This window comes from Streptomyces sp. ActVer (genome assembly GCF_027270795.1).
Taxonomy (GTDB): domain Bacteria; phylum Actinomycetota; class Actinomycetes; order Streptomycetales; family Streptomycetaceae; genus Streptomyces; species Streptomyces umbrinus_A.
Genome location: NZ_JAPWHT010000102.1, coordinates 1 through 18543 on the forward strand (window position 1 = coordinate 1; position 18543 = coordinate 18543).

The 18543-nt window shown below is 69.8% G+C and carries 17 protein-coding genes; 8 read left to right on the plus strand and 9 right to left on the minus strand.

Annotation, left to right across the window (positions count from 1 at the left end):
- Nucleotides 1-54: 54 nt before the first annotated feature.
- The 3 genes from O3Q52_RS18580 to O3Q52_RS18590 are packed head-to-tail and all read left to right on the plus strand — an operon-like array spanning nt 55 to nt 2896.
- Nucleotides 55-954 (plus strand): Mu transposase C-terminal domain-containing protein, encoded by a 900-nt coding sequence (locus tag O3Q52_RS18580; RefSeq protein ID WP_269649902.1) that lies wholly within the window; start codon nt 55-57, stop codon nt 952-954.
- Nucleotides 945-1982, plus strand: coding sequence for an ATP-binding protein (locus O3Q52_RS18585; protein WP_269649903.1), 1038 nt, complete (start codon nt 945-947; stop codon nt 1980-1982). Before O3Q52_RS18580 ends, O3Q52_RS18585 begins: the two co-directional genes overlap by 10 nt.
- The gene (locus tag O3Q52_RS18590) at nt 1979-2896 is read left to right on the plus strand and encodes a hypothetical protein (protein WP_269649904.1); all 918 of its coding nucleotides are present in this window, start codon (nt 1979-1981) and stop codon (nt 2894-2896) included. The genes O3Q52_RS18585 and O3Q52_RS18590 overlap by 4 nt, the downstream gene beginning before the upstream one ends.
- Nucleotides 2897-2915: 19 nt before the next feature.
- Here the strand turns inward: O3Q52_RS18590 and O3Q52_RS18595 are convergent, their stop codons facing one another.
- The 5 genes from O3Q52_RS18595 to O3Q52_RS18615 form a co-directional block, all read right to left on the minus strand.
- Complete coding sequence (locus O3Q52_RS18595; protein ID WP_269649905.1) at nt 2916-3575, minus strand: hypothetical protein; 660 nt, start codon at nt 3573-3575, stop codon at nt 2916-2918.
- A gap of 13 nt (nt 3576-3588) precedes the next feature.
- Nucleotides 3589-4032 (minus strand): hypothetical protein, encoded by a 444-nt coding sequence (locus O3Q52_RS18600; protein WP_269649906.1) that lies wholly within the window; start codon nt 4030-4032, stop codon nt 3589-3591.
- 839 nt (nt 4033-4871) lie between these two features.
- Nucleotides 4872-5870: a type I glyceraldehyde-3-phosphate dehydrogenase gene (gene gap / locus O3Q52_RS18605; RefSeq protein ID WP_269649907.1), complete on the minus strand. Its 999-nt coding sequence runs from the start codon at nt 5868-5870 to the stop codon at nt 4872-4874.
- A gap of 156 nt (nt 5871-6026) precedes the next feature.
- The gene (locus O3Q52_RS18610; protein ID WP_269649908.1) at nt 6027-6983 is read right to left on the minus strand and encodes a GlxA family transcriptional regulator; all 957 of its coding nucleotides are present in this window, start codon (nt 6981-6983) and stop codon (nt 6027-6029) included.
- An 88-nt stretch (nt 6984-7071) separates the two neighbouring features.
- Nucleotides 7072-7635 carry an isochorismatase family protein gene (locus O3Q52_RS18615; protein WP_269649909.1) on the minus strand — a complete coding sequence of 188 codons (564 nt, stop codon included), beginning with the start codon at nt 7633-7635 and terminating at the stop codon, nt 7072-7074.
- A gap of 250 nt (nt 7636-7885) precedes the next feature.
- On the opposite strand from O3Q52_RS18615, the gene O3Q52_RS18620 reads away from it, so the two are divergent.
- The 3 genes from O3Q52_RS18620 (at nt 7886) to O3Q52_RS18630 (ending at nt 9969) form a co-directional block, all read left to right on the plus strand.
- On the plus strand, nt 7886-8425 hold the full coding sequence (locus tag O3Q52_RS18620) for an ATP-binding protein (protein WP_269649910.1): 540 nt from the start codon (nt 7886-7888) through the stop codon (nt 8423-8425).
- Nucleotides 8426-8638: 213 nt separating this feature from the next.
- Nucleotides 8639-9511, plus strand: coding sequence for a GNAT family N-acetyltransferase (locus O3Q52_RS18625; RefSeq protein WP_269649911.1), 873 nt, complete (start codon nt 8639-8641; stop codon nt 9509-9511).
- A 41-nt stretch (nt 9512-9552) separates the two neighbouring features.
- Nucleotides 9553-9969, plus strand: coding sequence for a VOC family protein (locus tag O3Q52_RS18630; protein WP_189836762.1), 417 nt, complete (start codon nt 9553-9555; stop codon nt 9967-9969).
- A gap of 79 nt (nt 9970-10048) precedes the next feature.
- Here the strand turns inward: O3Q52_RS18630 and O3Q52_RS18635 are convergent, their stop codons facing one another.
- Complete coding sequence (locus O3Q52_RS18635; protein ID WP_269649912.1) at nt 10049-10444, minus strand: hypothetical protein; 396 nt, start codon at nt 10442-10444, stop codon at nt 10049-10051.
- Between the two features lie 619 nt (nt 10445-11063).
- Between O3Q52_RS18635 and O3Q52_RS18640 the strand changes: the two genes are divergently transcribed.
- Nucleotides 11064-11921: a nitroreductase/quinone reductase family protein gene (locus O3Q52_RS18640; RefSeq protein WP_269649923.1), complete on the plus strand. Its 858-nt coding sequence runs from the start codon at nt 11064-11066 to the stop codon at nt 11919-11921.
- Nucleotides 11922-12284: 363 nt separating this feature from the next.
- Here the strand turns inward: O3Q52_RS18640 and O3Q52_RS18645 are convergent, their stop codons facing one another.
- Together O3Q52_RS18645 and O3Q52_RS18650 are read right to left on the minus strand one after the other, a co-directional pair.
- Nucleotides 12285-14405 (minus strand): AAA family ATPase, encoded by a 2121-nt coding sequence (locus tag O3Q52_RS18645; protein ID WP_269649913.1) that lies wholly within the window; start codon nt 14403-14405, stop codon nt 12285-12287.
- Nucleotides 14406-14489: 84 nt separating this feature from the next.
- A complete protein-coding gene (locus tag O3Q52_RS18650) occupies nt 14490-15095 on the minus strand; it encodes a TetR/AcrR family transcriptional regulator (protein WP_269649924.1) in 606 nt (201 codons plus the stop codon).
- 312 nt (nt 15096-15407) lie between these two features.
- On the opposite strand from O3Q52_RS18650, the gene O3Q52_RS18655 reads away from it, so the two are divergent.
- Nucleotides 15408-16379, plus strand: coding sequence for a zinc-binding dehydrogenase (locus O3Q52_RS18655; protein WP_269649914.1), 972 nt, complete (start codon nt 15408-15410; stop codon nt 16377-16379).
- 10 nt (nt 16380-16389) lie between these two features.
- Here O3Q52_RS18655 and O3Q52_RS18660 read toward each other — a convergent pair whose 3' ends face one another.
- A complete protein-coding gene (locus tag O3Q52_RS18660) occupies nt 16390-18540 on the minus strand; it encodes an aminoglycoside phosphotransferase family protein (RefSeq protein WP_269649925.1) in 2151 nt (716 codons plus the stop codon).
- Between the last annotated feature and the right edge of the window lie 3 nt (nt 18541-18543).

The following is an 18543-nucleotide window of genomic DNA, read 5'->3' on the forward strand; positions in this document are numbered from 1 at the left end:
AGGGATGGAACGGGTGCGTCACCCTCACAACTCCGGGCTGACCGGACTGATCGGGTGCAGTGGACGACTCGTGACAAACCGCACATCGAGTCGACTCTGGGCTCGGTGGCCACGATGTTCGTTCAGTACCTCTCCGGCTACAAGGGACGCAGCACCGAACACCGCGGCAGTGATCCGGGCTCCGGGCCGCTCTGGTCGGTCCACCAGCTCCAGGAACTGCTCCAGGAATGGATCGTCATCTGGCAGAACCGTCCGCACGACGGGCTGCGGGACCCGTTCATGCCCGAGCGGGCGATGAGCCCGAACGAGAAGTACTCCGCCCTGGTCGCCGCGGCCGGCTACGTCCCGGTCCCGCTGAGCCCGGAGGAGTACATCGGACTGCTGCCCAGGGAGCTCCGGACCATCAACTCCTACGGCATCCGCATGCGTCACCGCACCTACGACAGCCCGGAGCTGACGCCATGGCGTCGGCAGCCGTCCGGGACCGGACGGGACGGCAAGCGGTGGGAGGTCCGCTACGACCCCTACGACATCTCCCGCGTCTGGGTACGCAACCACCGCGAAGGCACCTGGATCACGGCGATCTGGCGGCACCTCCGCACCGCGCCGACTCCGATGGGCGAGTTGGCCTGGGACCACGCCCGCCGTGTCCTTGCCGAACGCGGCACGGATCCGATCACCGAAGAGGAGATCGCCCAGGCCGCGGTCGCTCTCCTGGACCGGGCCGCCGACGGCCCCCAGACCGCGCCGGGCAAATCCACCCGCCGCAGCCGCAAGGACCGCAAGGTCGCCGCCCGCACCCGGTCGACCAGTACTCCCTCCTGGCCCCGGCCCGCTCCCACCGAGCCCGCCGAGGTGTCCTCTCGTGACGAGGAGGAAGGCGAGGACGCTCTTGCGGACGTCGTCCCGCTCGGAATTTTCGATGCCCGCAAGGAGGCTGAGAAATGGTGGTGAACCCACCGGAGCCGGACGCGGGCGGCACCACTGGCCTGCTGGAGACGCGGCGTGATCCCACCACGCAGCTCACCGGCTGGCGGCAGTTCGTCGAAGCCGACCAGGCGGCCTTCGATCTGCTGCCCGAAAACCAGTGGCGTTCGCTGAGCCCTGCTGACCTGGAACTCTACGACGATGCCCGCGTCCTCTATCACTCCGAACTTCAAGTCGTACGCACCGCGGCCGTTCGGGAGATCGCCCACCAAGGACGCCTGTTGACCCTGCTCAACCAGCGCGAATCCGGCGCCCGGCGCGGTCTGATCGTCTCCGGCCAGCAGACCACGGGCAAGACCACCGCGCTCAAGCAGCTCGGCCGCCTCCACGAACTACGGGTCCGGCAGCGCTATCCAGAGAGCGACCGGATCCCCGTCGTCTATCTGACCGCCCCGCCCAAAGGGTCACCCCGCAAGCTCGCCATCGAGTTCGCCCGCTTCCTCGGCCTGCCCTCCGTCTCAGCCCGGCACAACACCATCGACATCACCAACGTCGTCTGCCAGGTGATGATCGAGGCCCGCACGGACCTCGTGCTCGTCGACGAGATTCACCTGCTGAACCACGGCACCACCGCCGGTGAGGACCTGTCCGACCACCTGAAGTACTTCACGGAACACCTGCCCGCGACCTTCGTCTATGCCGGCATCGACGTCGAGCAGTCCGGCGTGTTCACCGGGATCCGCGGCCGACAGATGGGCGGACGCTGCGTCCTGGTCCGCACCGGCCCCTTTCCCCGCGACGCGGAATGGCGATCGCTCATCGCCACCCTGGAGGACACTCTGCGCCTTCACCGTCATCAGCCGAATACCCTCGTGAATCTCTCCGACTACCTGCACCAACGCACCGGTGGCGTGATCGGAAGCCTCTCCCACCTGATCCGCGTCGCGGCCATCTCGGCGATCCTCGACCAGAGTGAATGCATCACCCTGGGCCAGCTGAAGAAGACCCGGATCGACCACAACAGCGAGAACTCCTCCCACCAGAGAGCCGGATGAGCGAGCCGACCGACTACTGGCTGATCCGTCCGCTCCCCCGCACCGTCACACCCTTCCCGCAGGAGAGCGAGAAGTCCTACCTTCGCCGGCTGGGCGAGGCGAACGGGATCCTTGCGCAAAGGACCTTCGCGCAGAGCCACTGGCTGGAGTCCCGGCAGGACTACATCGACCGGCTCAGCATGGCCAGCGGACAGCCCCGGGAGAGCCTCCTGCAGGCGATCCCTTATCTCGGCCAACAGCCGAAGATGCGCCATCCTCACCGTCCGGACTTCTTCCCGGGCGTTCCCTGCCGTCTCTGCGTTGCCCGGCGAACCGGAAGCTACAACCGTATCCACCAGGTCACCGCCTGGCGCTCCCGCTTCCACGAGCAGGTCTGTCTCCACCACAGGCTCTGGATCGGGCAGCCTCCGGGGAACTACCTGATCCAGGCCGACCTCACCGGCCTCCCTGACGTCCTCCAAGCCCAACGACGTCACCAGCGCCTTCTCCACGAGCACGGTCCCGTCGTCCTCAGCACCTGCTACGAACGCGGAGCCGCTCTCTGGAACGAACTCACCGGCCGCAGCTTCCGCCAGGAGGACACAGCACGACGCGTCCGGGCGCTTCCGCCACTTCAGCACGGCAGCAACCGTGACCATCGCCGCCTCATCGCCCACTACCCCGAAACCGTCACGACGACCGCTCTCTACGCCTCACCCCACTGGCGGTCACTCGCCCTCCGGGAGGGGCACGGGTTCCAGCAGTTCATCGACGAATTCAACGACCGGCTCCAGGTGGATCTGGTCCCCAGGTTCGACGGAACCATGTGGTTCGCCACCATGTTGAGAGAGACCGCCGCCGAGATCGAGAGATCCCTCTCCGCCTATGCCGAACGAGAAGCAACCTGGAGCTGCTTGAGACGATCCCAGCACTGAGCGTCTCAGACTTCCCGGGTCACCAGTCGGTGAGATTGATCAAGCGGGAACAGTGCGGATCGCCGATGTCGCCTGGCACGGTCCGTTCCACCCCCTCGATCAGGGAGGGAAAGGCCGCGAGCAGGGCGGTCAGGGCACCGGACAGTCGTACGTCGGCGGCGACCACGTCGGTGTCTTCTTCGTGGTCGACATACAGGCGCATCTGGTCGGGGCTCTGAATGAGGAATCCTCGCAGCCGCGGGTCGGCCTGTTCCTCGGTCCAGGGGTAGGTAAGGGTGCGCAGGATGGTGAAGGCGTTGTCGCGCTCCCCCGGGCCGATGGGGGCGACCTGCGCCGGATCCACATGGATGAGGGTCATGCCCATCACCGTGTCGACACGGCTGCTGGTGAAGATCTGGGTGCCGGTGTTCAAGGCACGCACGAGGCCGAGGACGTCATTCGCGCCCGCTAGCTCCTCAGGGTCGTCGATGGTTCGCAGAGGGATCTCCCAGACCATCAAGTCACCCGGAGCACTGGCACGTTGAGGGCCAGTGACGATCCGGACCCCTGCGACGGGAGACGGCGAGGGCAGGACACCCCGGATGAACCGGCCATCGGGCAGGGGGGCGTGGATGTGGTGGAGCAGCAGACGGACGATGTCCGCCTGCTGCTCCGCGATGTCGTCGTACGTGAGAGTCACGCGTCAAACGATGTCACTGGTTGAGCCAGTTCGGGCACCTGTTCATGCCCTTGCAGTAGGCGGTGATGACACCGATCTTCTGGCCGGCGCCGGCGTCGTAGTCTCCGTCGGCGGTCTTGCGGGCGTACTGGACGATCACGATGACCTGCACACGGCGGTTGCCGTTCCAGGCATAGGCCCAGTACTCAAGGCGGGCGCCGTTCTTCTTGTCGGGCTTGCCGTTGATAGCGGCATTGACGATCTTGCACTTCTTGATGTTGTGCGGACCGGAGAAGTGCTTCCAGCCGAGCTTGCTGTTGCCGACACGGGTGGGAATCACCCGGTCGTCCCAGTCCTTCTGCTTGGACTTGACGGTCCTGTCCCAGGCCGGTGCGGCATGGGTGGGCGTAGTGAGGCTGCCAGTGAGAAGGGCCGTTGCGGCAAGTGTCGTTGCCGCCCCCGTTGCGATCCTTTTCATGATCTGGCCATGCCATAACCGGTGGCCGCATGCGCACCAATATCCACGCCAAGTAATAGTTCCCAGGCGCTGGGGGCCGCTGCGGGCAACCCGGACACCACCACGTCCCGCCATGAGGTCGCCGACGTTGCGCCACCCCGCGGCTTTCCTCGGTGCGCTCGGCGCCGCCGTACTGTTCCTCCCATCTCCGACCCGGACGAAGAGAGCGCCCGGACCACCCAGTACCTGCCAACCGAGGGACGGAAGACGCACACTGACGGCATATGCCACAAGGGGCGACGCCCGGACTTATCCGAGACGATCCGCTCCGACCCGTCTCGCCGATCTCCGGGCAGCTCAGGTCAACGCCCTGCGCTGCCCGGACTTATCTGCGACAGGACACTGGTTGCCCGCCAGTTGACCTTCACCTTGGGGCAGCCCACAGCATCGGTGAGGCCGGGTGACGTGGTTGGCGTGAGGAGGAGCGATCGGCATGCACTTCGAGTTGCACCGGTTCCGCTCTCAGGAGCTCATCCGTGAGGCCGACGAATACCGACTCGCCCAGCAGGTCAGGAAAACCAGGTCGGCTCCCCGAGCCGTGGCAACCCCCGCGTCGCGACCGATTCCGCGGCGCCTGCGGACTTGGCTCCGCGGGTGAACGTCGCGGTGCCTCGCCCTGCCCACAGCCGACCGGGACAGGACAGGACAGGACCGCTCTGGTTGCCGGCTGGTCGCCCAGAGCGCCCGAAGCCCGGAGCAAGGGGCAAGGGGCAAAGGGCAAAGAAAGTGCCGGTCGGCACTTCCGTTGGGAGTGTCGGCCGGCACGGGCGCCGGAGGCGGGGGACGACCCCCGCGTCCGGTCAGCGGGTGGCGAGGAGTTCGAGTGTGTCGATCACTCGGTTCGAGAAGCCCCACTCGTTGTCGTACCAGGCGACCACCTTGACGTGGCGGCCCTCGACACGGGTGAGGGCCGAGTCGAAGATCGACGAGGCGGGGTTGCCCACGATGTCGGACGACACCAGCGCGTCCTCCGAGTACTCGAGGACGCCGGCGAGCGGCCCCTCCGCCGCGGCGCGGTACGCCGCCAGCACGTCGTCGCGCGTCACGTCGCGGGCGACGGTCGTGTTGAGTTCGACGATCGAGCCCACCGGCACCGGTACGCGGATCGAGTCGCCCGACAGCTTGCCTTCGAGGTTCGGCAGCACCAGGCCGATCGCCTTGGCGGCGCCGGTCGTGGTCGGCACGATGTTGACGCCGGCGGCCCGGGCGCGACGGGCGTCGCGGTGCGGACCGTCCTGCAGGTTCTGCTCCTGCGTGTAAGCGTGCACCGTCGTCATGAACCCGTGCTCGATACCCGCGAGTTCGTCGAGGACGGAGGCCAGCGGCGCGAGCGCGTTGGTCGTGCAGGAGGCGTTCGAGACGATCGTGTGCAGGGCCGGGTCGTAGGCGTCGGTGTTGACCCCGAACGCGAGCGTGACGTCGGCACCGTCCGACGGCGCGCTGACGAGCACCTTGCGCGCGCCCGCGTCGAGGTGGGCGCGGGCGGCCTTGGCCGACGTGAAGCGGCCGGTGGCTTCCAGGACGATGTCCACGCCGAGTTCGGCCCACGGCAGCTGCGCCGGTTCGCGCTCGGCCAGCACCTTGATCCGACGGCCGTCGACGACGAGGACGTCCCCGTCGACGGTCACCGGCCGCCCGAGCCGGCCGGCCGTACTGTCGAAGGCGAGCAGCCGGGCGAGACCGGCGGGCTCCGTCAGGTCGTTGACGGCGACGACCTCCAGGGCGCTGTCGCGCTCCAGCAGTGCGCGCAGCACATTGCGTCCGATGCGGCCGAATCCGTTGATGGCGATGCGAGTCATGAGTGGTGTCCCTTCCCTTCCAAACCCTTCGGGACCAGGCTCGCCCGCGGCCGACGCCGCTGACAGTGGCGGGATCGCCACGGTTCAAAAGGATCCCGCCACACCCCGCCACGCCGCGCCGCACCCCGCCGCACCCTCCACACGGCGTCGGGCGGGTCACTCGCCCCGGGTGAAGGTGCGCCGGTACTCGCTCGGTGTCGTGCCGAGGATCCGCTGGAAGTGCAGGCGCAGGTTCGCACCGGTCCCGAGCCCGATGTCGGCGGCGATCTGTTCGACGCTGCGCTGCGAGCGTTCGAGCAGTTCGCGGGCCAGGTCGATGCGGGCGCGCATCACCCACTGCATCGGCGTGTAGCCGGTCTCCTCGACGAAGCGCCGGGAGAACGTGCGCGGCGAGACGCCCGCCTGCCGCGCCAGTGTGTCGAGCGTGAGGGGCTCGCCGAGCCGGTGCAGCGCCCACTCGCGGGTGACGGCGAACCGCTCGCCGAGCGGCTCGGGGACGCTGCGCGGCACGTACTGGGCCTGGCCGCCGCTGCGGTAGGGGGCCGCGACCAGCCGCCGGGCCGCGTGGTTGGACGCGGCCACTCCGAGGTCGCCGCGCAGAATGTGCAGGCACAGATCGATGCCGGAGGCGGCGCCGGCCGACGTGAGCACGCTGCCCTCGTCGACGAACAGGACGTTCTCGTCGACCCGGACGAGCGGATGCCTGGCCGCGAGTGCCCGCGTGTAGTGCCAGTGCGTCGTCGCACGCCTGCCGTCGAGCAGACCCGTGGCGGCGAGCGCGAAGGCGCCCGTCGAGATGGCGGCGAGCCGCGCGCCCCGGCCGTGGGCGGCGATCAGTGCCTCGACGACGGCCCGCGGCGGGTCGTCGCGGTCCGGGAACCGGTAGCCGGGGACGAAGACGATGTCGGCCCACGCGAGCGCGGCGAGGCCGTGGGCCACGGAGTACGCGAGGCCGTCGCCGCCGGTCACGAGACCGGGTGTCGCCCCGCACACCCGCACCTCGTACGGCATGCTCGCGCGGGTCGTGAACACCTGCGCGGGAATTCCGACATCGAGCGGCTTGGCACCCTCAAGCACAAGGACGGCGACACGATGCAGGCGGGGTGCGGGCACAGCAAGAGGTTACGTGGGGAGGCGGGGCGTGCCTTCGATGCGCCCCACCGCGCGGACGGGGCGGGTGCTCACCCCGACCGGAGCGGATTCAGGCCGGGTCAGGAACCTGCGGAGCGGTGAAGTCCACATCGGCCGCGGGCAGGACACGGATGCTGCGCGCCGGAAAACCGATGTGCCGGTAGATGGCGTTGTGGTCCATGACGGCACGATCGGACGCGACGAACCCGTCCACGTCCGGGCGGGCTGAGGTCGTGTGCCCGTCGGCGACGAGCACGAGGTCGTACCCGCGGCTGAGTGCCTGCCGTGCGGTCGTGTCCACGCAGAACTCGGTGGCGAACCCGGTCACGACCACCTCGGTGACGCCGAGTGCCGTGAGGAACGGGCCGAGGTCACTGTCCAGGAAGGCGTCGGCGGTGCCCTTCCTGACGACCTTCTCGCCCTCCCCAGGGGCCAGTTCGGGCACGATCAGCCACGCTTCCGTGCCGGGCTCCAGCCCAGGGCCGTCGTGCTGGACCGTGATGACGGGCACGCCGGCGGCACGGGCACGCTCCTCCAGCAGGGCGACCGTGGCGACGGTCTCCTTCGGCCGGTGGGAGATGGCCACGGCGGCGTTCTGCATGTCGAGGACGAGGAGTGCGGGTGCGTGGGGCATGAGGCATGAGGCATGAGGCATGAGGCACGAGGCATGAGGGCACCGTATTGGGGCGCGGACGGGTGGGGCGGCGGTTTTCACCGGAGGGCCGACACCCGCTTTCACCGGAGGACTGACACCCGCTACACCTGCCGGCAGAGCCCGAGGGCCGGACACCCGCGACACTGTTCCGGCAGAGGTCGCCGAAGCCGTACCGGAATTCCGCCGTGCCGTTCCCGCGGCCCGCCGCGCGGCGATAGCGTCGGATCCCATGATCGTATGGCTCAACGGCACCCACGGCGCGGGCAAGACGACGACCAGTGCACTCGTGCAGCGGCTGATCCCGGACTCGCGGGTGTTCGACGCCGAGAAGGTCGGCGAGACACTCATGGACATCGCGCCGGCGCTGCCCGGGCCCGGGACGGACAACTTCCAGCACTGGCCGCCGTGGCGTCCGCTCGTGGTCGAGACCGCCCGCCGCGTACTCGACTACGCGGGCGGCACCCTGGTGATGCCCATGACCGTCCTGGTCGAGCAGTACTGGCGCGAGATCAGTACGGGCCTCGCCCAACACGCCATTCCGGTACGGCACTTCGTCCTCCACGCCGACCAGGACACCCTCCGCGGACGTATCGCGGGCGACACCGTTCTCGGCCCCGACTCCCCGTTCCGTCTCCGCCACCTCGAGCCCTACGCCGAGGCGGCCCGCACCTGGCTGCACGACGAGGCCGAGGTCGTCGACACCACGCACCTCACGCCCGCCGAGGCCGCCCTGCAGATCGCGGAGGCGGTCAGGAGCAACGGCGGTTAGACCCCATTCCTGCAACAAACCCGCAGGTAGTCGGGTATACGAGCCCCTGCTTCGACACGGGCTCGACGACCTCGCCGGCGATTTCAGGACAACGATCCCGGCGGCGGTCGCCGCGTTCCCGGCGGGGCGCCCCGAGCGACTGTGCGGAAGTCCGGCTGCCCCGCCCTGGCGGAAAAGCACGGGGCACACCAGCCGCCTGGGGAACCATGAGGCATGCGCCCAGATGACTGGCACCTCACCGAAGACATCGACGAATTTCTCGCCCGGGCCGGGGACTTCCTGCGCTCGCGGCCCGGCCCGCACGTCATGCAGCTGACGTGGGCCGAGAGAGTACGAAAGCGCGGGGCGGCCTCGTTCGGGACCGAGGCCCCCGTCTTCGGCGTGCTGGAGCGAGCGGGCGAGGTCAGTGCCACCTTCTACCGCCTCCCGCCCCGCGCTCTGGCCCTCTCCCCGCTCACGCCCGAGCAGGCCGACTCCCTCGCCGCCCGCCTGGCCGCCCTCGGGCACTCCCCTTCCCGCGTCAGCGCGGACCACAGCACCGCCACCGCTTTCGCCGAGGCCTGGCAGCGGCACACCGGCGCGACCCCGAAACTCCACGCCACGCAGGTCCGTCTGTACGGCCTCGGCACCCTCACCCCACCGGATCCGCTACCGGCCGGCCGGGCCCGTGTCCTGGGCGAGCAGGACCTTGACGAGGCCATTTTCTGGTGCGGCGAGTTCTCCAAGGCCGTCGGCGAGGACGTCATCATCAACGCCGACACCTGGGCCGAGACCCGCTACGCCGACAAGCGCTACACGCTCTGGGAGACCCCGGACGGCACCCCCGTCTCCGTCGCGGGCATGAACCCGCTGATCGGCGGCCAGATCCAGGTGGACGTCGTCTACACCCCCGCTCACCTGCGCGGTCACGGTTACGCGGCCGCCGTGTCGGCGGAGGTGAGCCGGGCCGCGCTGGCCGCGGGCGCCAAGGACGTCGTCCTGTTCGCGGACGTGGCCAACCCCACCAGCAACGCCCTCTACCAGCGCCTCGGCTATCGCACGATCACCGACTGGGCCGCGTACGACTTCTCCGCTGCCGGTCAGTAACGGAGAAGCCAAACCCGCCGCCGGTCACTAGCGTGATGAGCATGGACCTCAAGCTTGCACAGTGCTTCATCGCCGTCGACGACCACGACAAGGCACTCGCCTTCTACCGCGACGTGCTCGGTCTCGAAGTGCGCAATGACGTCGGATTCGAGGGGATGCGCTGGGTGACCGTCGGCTCGCCCTCGCAGCCGGACGTGGAGATCGTCCTGGAGCCGCCGCTCGCGGACCCGAACGCCACGCCCGCCGACCGGCAGGCGGTCGCCGAGCTGATGGCCAAGGGCCTCCTGCGCGGCGTCATCTTCCGGACCGACGACTGCGACGCCCTGTTCGAGCGGATCCGCGCCGCGGGCGGCGACGTACTGCAGGAACCGATGGACCAGCCGTACGGAGTACGCGACTGCGCCTTCCGCGACCCGGCGGGGAACCTCCTGAGGTTCCTCCAGCCCCGCAAGAAGTAGCGCGGCGCGAAGCAGGGGGCGCGGCGAGTGGCTCGGCGACCACAGGGGAAGCGGTCGCCGGGCCACTGCCTGCTGCTCGCTACCAGATGATGACCCCGCCACCGACGCCCAACGCCCGTCGAGCCGCGTCGACGATGTTGTCCAGGCGGCGGCTCACGTCGTCGGCGTGCTCGGCGTGGGACTTCCGCGACCCCGTCCCCGGCTCCGCCGTCATGTGATCGGCGATCCGCGCCAGATGCGTACGGACTAGATCGCACTCGGCGAGGAAGTCGGACACCTCGTCCGGCGCCACCGTCAGGTCCTCGGTGGCCAGCCGCGGGAAGAACCGCGCGCCGAGCGAACGGACCGGCTCCGACCCCCACACCTCCGTACGCCACCGCTCCCAGCCGGCCACGTCGGAGGACTCGGGCGGAACGTCCAGCACCTCGATGCCGCCCTCCGCTCTGGGCACGTACACATCGACCGACAGACTCATGGCAGGGAGTCGACCACGGACGGGCCCCGCCGGTCCACCACGCCCGGGCCAAGCGCCCGCCTCTCCACAGACCGGTGAGACGTCAACGGCCTCTGGAGTCGGCGTCCTTGTTACTCGGACGAGCCCTGAACAAGGCCTGAAAACACGCATTGCCCAACCGCACCCATTCCATTAACCTTTCCTCCGTGACTGCCGGGTCGGCCTTGGGCCAACAGCGAGTAGGGTTCCCGGCCTCCGAGTGAGGTCCGGGCGGGCCAGAGGGCCGCCCTTTCTGATTCAAGCGCGCCGAGCGTTCGTACGGAGTTTCCTGTACGAGTGCCATGCCGCGCCGCACGCGCCACGCCACGCCGCGTAACAACCTCCGCGTGCCGTTCCGTGTGCCGCGTGCCACCACGTATCCGCACGTCTCCCTGCCGGTGCCGCCGCAGGCGCATGCCCGGCCGACGTTCGCCCTGTCGACGTTCGCCGTGTGCGCATTCGCCCTGCCGGTGTTCGCCCTGCCGGGAATTCGCGCGCCTTCATCGCGTCATCACCACACCGCCGGCACGGGCGTACCCGAATTCGCCCCGTGGCGATTCCCCATGCCCCGATCCAGTAATCACCGAGAAGAAAGAAGAGAATACCCAACGATTTCAACCAGCAGGTCATCGAAGAGTTCCGCGCCAACGCGGGCCAGGTCGGCGGCTATTTCGAAGGTGCCCGGCTGATCCTGCTGACCACCACAGGAGCGCGCTCGGGCAAGCGGCACACGACCCCGGTCGCCTACTACCCCGACGGCGGCGCGAGCGTGCTCGTCATCGCCTCGGCCGCCGGGGCCCCGCAGCACCCCGACTGGTTCCACAATCTCCTCGCGCACCCTCAAGTCACCGTGGAGACAGGGGTGTTCACGTACGAGGCGACGGCGGAGGCGCTGGCGGGCGCCGAACGGGACGCGGCCTTCGCCCGTCTGGTCGAGGCCGAACCGGGCTGGGCGGACTACCAGGCGAAGACCACGCGGGTGATCCCGGTGGTCGCCCTCCACGAGATCCCCGTCGACGGCCCGCCGAACGTGAACGCCTCCTCGATGGGCCAGGCGCTCAAGGCCATCCATGACGCGTTCCGCCGCGAACTCGCCCTGATACGAAAGGAGTTCACCACCGCAGGACCCACCCTCGGTGCCCAGCTCCGCGTCAACTGTCTGACACTCTGCGCGGGCCTGCACAACCACCACACCGGCGAGGAACTCGGCATCTTCCCGTTCCTGGCCGACAGCCACCCCGAACTCGCCCCGGCCCTGGACCGCCTGCGCGAGGAACACGAGCACATCGCCGCCCTGACCGCGGAGTTGAAGCGGATCATCGGCGACGACTCCGCGGACCCCCAGCATGCCCGCCGGGAGGTCGAACGCCTCACCGCCGACCTGGAGACCCATCTGGCGTACGAGGAGGAGCAGTTGATCCCCGCCCTCGACGCACCACCGACGGAGCCGGCCCGGTAGCTCGGCCTGCACGGCAACCGGCGGGGAGATCGGCGGGGGCAACCGGTGAGTGGCCGACCGGCCCACCCGGGAGGGGAGACGCGGGCCACAACGGTGGGGCGTCCAGCCGCTCACCGGCAAGATCACACCAGCCAGGGCCGTGTCGGGGACGGGTGGAGCGGCGGCGGGCCGGGCAGTCGGTGCTGTACGTCCGGACGTCGGCCGGGGAGTTCCTGATGGACGCGTCGGGCGCCGGTGCGGGTCCCGGGAGTCGGATCCGGGGATCCACTAAGGTCCCGGCTGCCCGGCTGCCCGCCTGCCCGGCTGCCCGCCCAACGGGTCGCGGACGGCCTGCCACGCCGGCCAAGTCTGCGGGCGAGGCCCTCACTCGAACGGCAACGGCCGCTCATGCACCACGTCCAGCCGTGACACGGCCCGTGTGAGGACGACGTACAACCGATGCAGCCCCCGGGTCTCCCCCTCCGCGATGGCCGCCGGCTCCACGGCGACGACATGGTCGTACTCCAGGCCCTTCGCGAGCCCGGCCCCCAACACCGTGACGCGCGCGCCGAGTTGGTCGACCCCGGCCGCCTCGATACCGGCGGCGCCGAGCGCCTCCCGCACCCGTACGACGTCGGAGTCGGCCGTGATGACGCCCACCGAGCCCTCGTACGAGAGGGCGCGTCGCACGGCCTCGACGGTCTCGCCGAGTACGTCGTCCGTGGGGAGCATCCTCAACTCGCCGTCCCTGCGCAGGGATTGGCTCGCGCGAACTCCGACGTCCAGCCTCGCCAGTACCCGGTTGGCCAGCTCGACCACCGCCTGCGGGACGCGGAAGCCGGTGGCCAGCGGCACGACCACCGCCTCCGGTCTGCCCAGGTGGCCGAGGAGTTCGCCCCACTCCCGCGCGGCCCACGGTGTGGTCCCCTGTGCGAGGTCGCCGAGGACGGTGAGCGACCCGTAGACCGCCCGTCGGCCGATCGCGCGGCACTCCATCGGGGACAGGTCCTGCGCCTCGTCGATCACCAAGTGCCCGTAGCTTTCCGGGTGTTCGATGAGTCCGGCGACCTCGTCGAGGAGGACGAGGTCGGCCGCCGACCATCGCGCGGACTTCCACGACCGGGGCGGCCGCGCCCAGAGAAGCGCCTTCTGTTCGTCCGCGTCCAGCACTCCGTCCGCCGCCGCGGCCAACACGTCCGGATCGGCGAGCAGTTCGGCGACCACCCCCTCCGGACGCGCCTTGGGCCACACGGCGTCGACGTACGCGCCGACGGGCCGTGCCCGCGAGATCTTCTGCACCCAGGCGTTGGACTGGGGCCCGGCACGCCGTTCGGCCCGCTCCCGCACGTACCGCACGATCCGCGTCCGGACCCGCTCGCGCCCGACGGCGTACGGCAGTTCCTCGGCCCGTACCCCCGCCACGATCCGCGCGAGTGCCTCACCGGGCACCCGCCACCGGTACGAACCGTCGGGCACCGCAAGGCCGTTGATCCCCTCAGCCCCCTCCGGGCCCACCCGGACGTAGAGGGCTCGCCGCAGCACCTCCGCCATACGGGCGTCGTGCTTCACGACCGCGGCGGCCTCGCCGTCCTCGCCCGTGACAGGGTGCCGCCCGATCTCCTCCCCGACCGTGGACTGCCGTACGCCGGTCTCGCCGAGGGCGGGCAGCACCTCGGAGATGTAGGAGAGGAAGGTGCGGTTCGGCCCCAGGATCAGCAGTCCGCCGCGCTGGACGCGCTGCGGGAACGTGTAGAGCAGATACGCGGCCCGGTGCAGCCCGACGGCCGTCTTCCCGGTGCCGGGCGCGCCCTGCACACAGACGGAGACGGTGAGGTCCGCCCGTACGAGTTCGTCCTGGTCGGGCTGGATGGTGGCGGCGATGTCGCGCATCGGGCCGACGCGGGGCCGCTCGATCTCGCTCGCGAGGATGCGGCTGCCGCCCGGGGTCCCGGTGCGGTGCGTGTCGTCCGGCGCCCCGAGGCGGTGCCCGTCCGCGAGCCGCTCGTCCTCCAGGTACTCCCCCTCCAGGCGCTCGTCCTCCAGACCCGTGAGGTCGGCCGAGTCGCCGCGGCTCCCCGGCGCCCAGCCGAACCGCCGCCGCACCCGCACACCCTGTGGATCGCGGGCGCTCGCCTGGTAGAAGGCGCGCGACACGGGAGCCCGCCAGTCCACGACGAGGGGCGGCGCGGAGGGGTGCTCGGTGATCCTCCGCCGCCCGACGTGATAACTCTGCCCGGCATGATCACCGGCGCCGCCGCGTTCGCCCCCGAAGTCCAACCGCCCGAAGAACAAGGGCCCTTCGGGCAGTTCCCGCATCTCCTTGGCCCGACTGCGGAGCCGATACCCGAGCACTTCGGCGTCGGCACCGGACGCGGACACGCCCTCTCCGGTGAAGACATGTTCCTGAGCACCGTCGACCATCGCGGCGAGGGCGGCGCGGCAGTTGTCGTGGTGGGCGCGTTCCTGGGTGAGGGAGGTGATGAGAAGGGGGTCGGGTGACGTCATTCGAGCAAGGTTAACGGAATAACGTAACCAAGTTAAAGTTTTTACCCAGTCATGGAATGGTCACTGCTCGACGCCTGAGCGGCGTCACGCACAGCGGGGCAGCCCGGCCTCAAGCCGAGCGAACGCGCTCTCCGCCGCGACGACGGCATCCCGCTGCACATCCGCGACCGGCTCGCCGTCCGCGATCCGCCGCCAGTTCTCCTGCGCGAGGATCCGCTGCACGGCGACGATCTGCCCGGCGGCGAGCCGGGCATCGAGGCCACCGCCGAGTGCCTCGGTGAGGGCGTCCTCGGACCGCTCCAGATACTCGTACAGCCGCGCGACCAGCGAAGGGGTCCCGTAGAGCAGCCGGTGAAAGGCGAGGATGTGCGGGTCGCCGTTGACCCCGGTGATGGGGTCGCTCCGCTCGATCCCCGCCAGGAACTGCCGCCGCAGCGCGTCGACGGCGGACTCCCCCGGCGCCCGCGCGGCGACCACCCGCGCGGCCTCGTCCTCGTGATCGGCGAACCGGTGCAGAACCAGGTCCTCCTTCGACGAGAAGTACCGGAAGAGGGTCGGCTTCGAGATCTGGGCGGCGGCGGCCACCTCCGCGACGGAGACCCGCTCGAACCCCTTCTGCAGGAAGAGCGTGATGGCGACGTTCGAGACGTCCTGGTACATACGCAGCTTCTTACGCTCACGCAGCCCCATGGCACCCGCAACACCCGCAACACCCGCCACGCCCACCGCACCCGCCTCACGCGGCGCGCCCACGGCGCTCGCACCACTCACCGCACGCGTGACGCCGGTCGCACCCGCGGCACCCCTCGCACCCGTCTCGCCCATGCCCCGAGCCTACGCACTTTCCGGACTCCCGCCCTCCCCTTGAACGTCACTTCCTCGACCCCCTGGCTGGTTCCGGCCCCTCTCGCCCACTCCTCCTGCCGGCTCCTCTTGACCTCAACCGAACTTGAGGTCAAAGACTGCCCGCTCCACCAACTACTTTTCTTTCTGGAGATCCCCGTGCGAGCAGCCCAGGTGACACGCTTCGGCGCCCCGTCGGTCCTGATCACGACCGACCTCCCGGACCCGGTCCCCGCCCCCGGCGAGGTACTGATCGACGTCGCATACGCGGACACGATCTTCGTGGAGACGCAGATACGGTCCGGCTGGGGCGGCGAGTACTTCCCGGTGACCCCTCCATACGTCCCCGGGGGCGGCGTCTCGGGCGTGGTGAGCGCCCTGGGCCCGGACGTCCCCGCGGAGTGGCTGGGCCGCCGGGTCACTTCGTTCGTGACGGGCGCGTACGCGAACCGAGCGGTGGCGACGGTCTCGGCCCTCACGCCCGTCCCGGACTCCTTGGATCTGCTCCAGGCGGCGGCCCTGGTCCACGACGGAGTGACATCGACGGGCCTCCTCGAACTCACCGCGGTGACCGAGACGGACCGGGTCCTGATCCTGGGCGCCTCCGGCGGCATGGGCACCCTCCTGGTCCAGCTGGCCCACGCACGGGGCGCCCGAGTGGTGGGCGTGGCCCGCGGGGAGGCGAAGCTCGCCCTGGTACGGGACCTGGGCGCGGACGCGGTCGTCGACGCGACGTCCCCCGACTGGCCGGCCCTGGCCCGCCACGCCCTCGGCGGCCCCGACGACGCGGCGGACGTGGTCCTGGACGGGGTGGGCGGCCAACTCGGCGCGAGGGCCTTTCCCTTGACGGCCAACGGCGGCCGCTTCTCGGCCCACGGCGCCCCGACCGGCGGCTTCGCCCCTCTGAACCCGACAGAGGCCAGGCGTCGCGACATCACCCTCCTCGGCATCGGCGACGTCCAGTTCAGCCCGACCGACCTCACCCGCCTGACGGCCTACGCCCTCGGGGAGGCTGCGGCGGGGCGGTTGCGGGCGGTTGTCGGGGAGGTGTTCTCGCTGGAGGAGGCGGGGGCGGCGCATGCTGCTGTGGAGGGGCGGGGGTTGGTGGGGAAGGTGATGCTGAAGGCGTGAGGGAAGACCGTCACAGGTCCCCGGTCAGCCTGCGTTCGCGAGCGCCGCCATCGCCCCTGTCCGGCAACGCGCGAGCGAGATAGGGGTTCGCCGTCAGCCGCGCGGGCAGCCCCAGGGCGGCGGTGGCGGCGTCAAGGGTCGACGCGTACGAATCCACGGCCCTGCGCACATTGGGCGCGTCGAGGTCGGCACCGGCCACCAGCCGGTCCAGGTCCACATAGGCGGAGCGGACGTTTTCGATGCGCCGATAGACGTGCCAGTCCTTTTGCCAGTCCTGGGTGCAATCGTGGGGGAGCCGGAGACTCCAGCGGCGGAACATGCGGTCGCGGATCTCGGGCCGGGTGGGAGTGAGATGCATGTGCCGGACGAGGTCGTACAGCGGGTCTCCGACCATGGCCTTCTCCCAGTCGATGAGGGTGAGTGCGAGGGCGTCGCCACGGCGCACCAGGTTCCACGGGTTCAGATCACCGTGCAGCAGCGTCGGTCGCCGCGGTGTGACGCGGGGCTCGGCAAATATCTCGTGCAGCCGTTGGGCGTCGGGCAACCCCAGTTGCCGTGCCAGTTTCCGCGAAGCACTGGGCAGATCCGCCACCAGCCGTACCAGCTGCTGGATCAGCCACGCGCAGAAGTCGAACGCCGCCCCCATCGGGTCGAGATGCCAGTGGTCGAGCCAAGTCAACGCACAGAGCTGGTCGACGAGTCCGTCTGCTTCGTGCGGTCGCAGACCGTTCACCGGGTGGTCCGGGGGCTGGTCGCTGTCGAAAGGGCCGGCGTAGGTGTGGATGGCGAACGGGTCCGCCATCCCGATGCTCCCGTGGAGGCTCTCGCCCAGTGCCAGCACCCGCGGTGCCGTCACGGCGAGCCCTGAACGTTCGACAGCTCTGAGTACTGCGTGCTCGCTGAGGAAGCACGGCTCGCTGCGCCGTGCGGACGCGAGCCTGCGACGCACGACGACCGGGAAGTGGACTCCCGGGACACGAACGACCGAGTTGAGGTGGGCTGTACCCTTCAGCACCCGTTCCGCCGGAACCGCTCCCTCGGCGATCAACGCACCGAGCACTGCGGAACGGGGAAAATCGGGATGCTCGGGAATCCGCGAATCCGGCCTCCAGTGCATGGCCGGGGCCGATTGCGGACCTCGTGTCCTGCCCGGGCGGCCCGCCCGCCATCGCAGCAGGGTCCGCTCGATCTCGGTCTCGTCGGGCACATGAGACAGCCTGAGGGGTTCCGCGGCGGCTTCGAGCGCGCCGCGGACTGCGGCTGTCGACGCGTCCAGACTCCGCTGATCGGGATTGTCGGCCTCAAGGGACTTCGCCGCGCGCATCAGGTCGGGAAAGACGGACTGAGCCCGCTCGAAGGCGATGTAGTGGCGCAGATCCTTGGCCAGTCCGTTCAGGGCTGCGGGACACAGGGCTTCCGTGCTGTCGGCCCACGCCTGGATGACCTCGTCCCACTGGAAGTCCGGATACCTCATGCGAACCAGGTGAGTGGCGAGATCGTGCAGGGGATCTCCATAGGTCGCCAGCTCCCAGTCGACGCAGATCAGGGGAGGGGCGCCGCTGTACGACACGATCACATTGCCACGATGCAGGTCCGCATGGAGCAGGCCATACGGGCGGCGTTCCATTCGGGGAACCCGCCGGGCCAGCTCGATCAGCGCGTCGTCGGATATGCCCAGCGCCGCGAACAGCCCACCGAACTCAGTCCAATTGGATTGGCGGATCTGCTGTTCCGCGAGCTCGGCGAGGGTCCGCAGAAAGCCCTCGCTGTCCCCGGAGAGGGGCCAGTGGCCCGGCAGTGGCGGCAGGCACTCCTCACCCACCTGGGACGTCTGTGCGAGGAGCTCGGTCACCGCCTTGAGGAGCAGCATGTCGACCGGCTTGCCGTCCGGGCAGATGCGAGAGAGCGGTACACCCTCCACATAGCTGTGGAGGGCGGAACCCTCGCGTCGGGCCAAGCACACCGGCACCTGGGGCAGGACCCTGCTGACGGCGTCGAGAAGCACCGCCTCGTCGTCCCATGTTCTGATCACCACTGGCAGCGCCTCCGCCCGGCGGATCCGGACGGTCGCGGACGTACCTGCCCTGCGGCCGACCAACCGGGCCAGCCGATCCGTCAACGGCAGAACGTAGTTGCGGTTGTGGTAGCCGCCCTCCGCCACTCC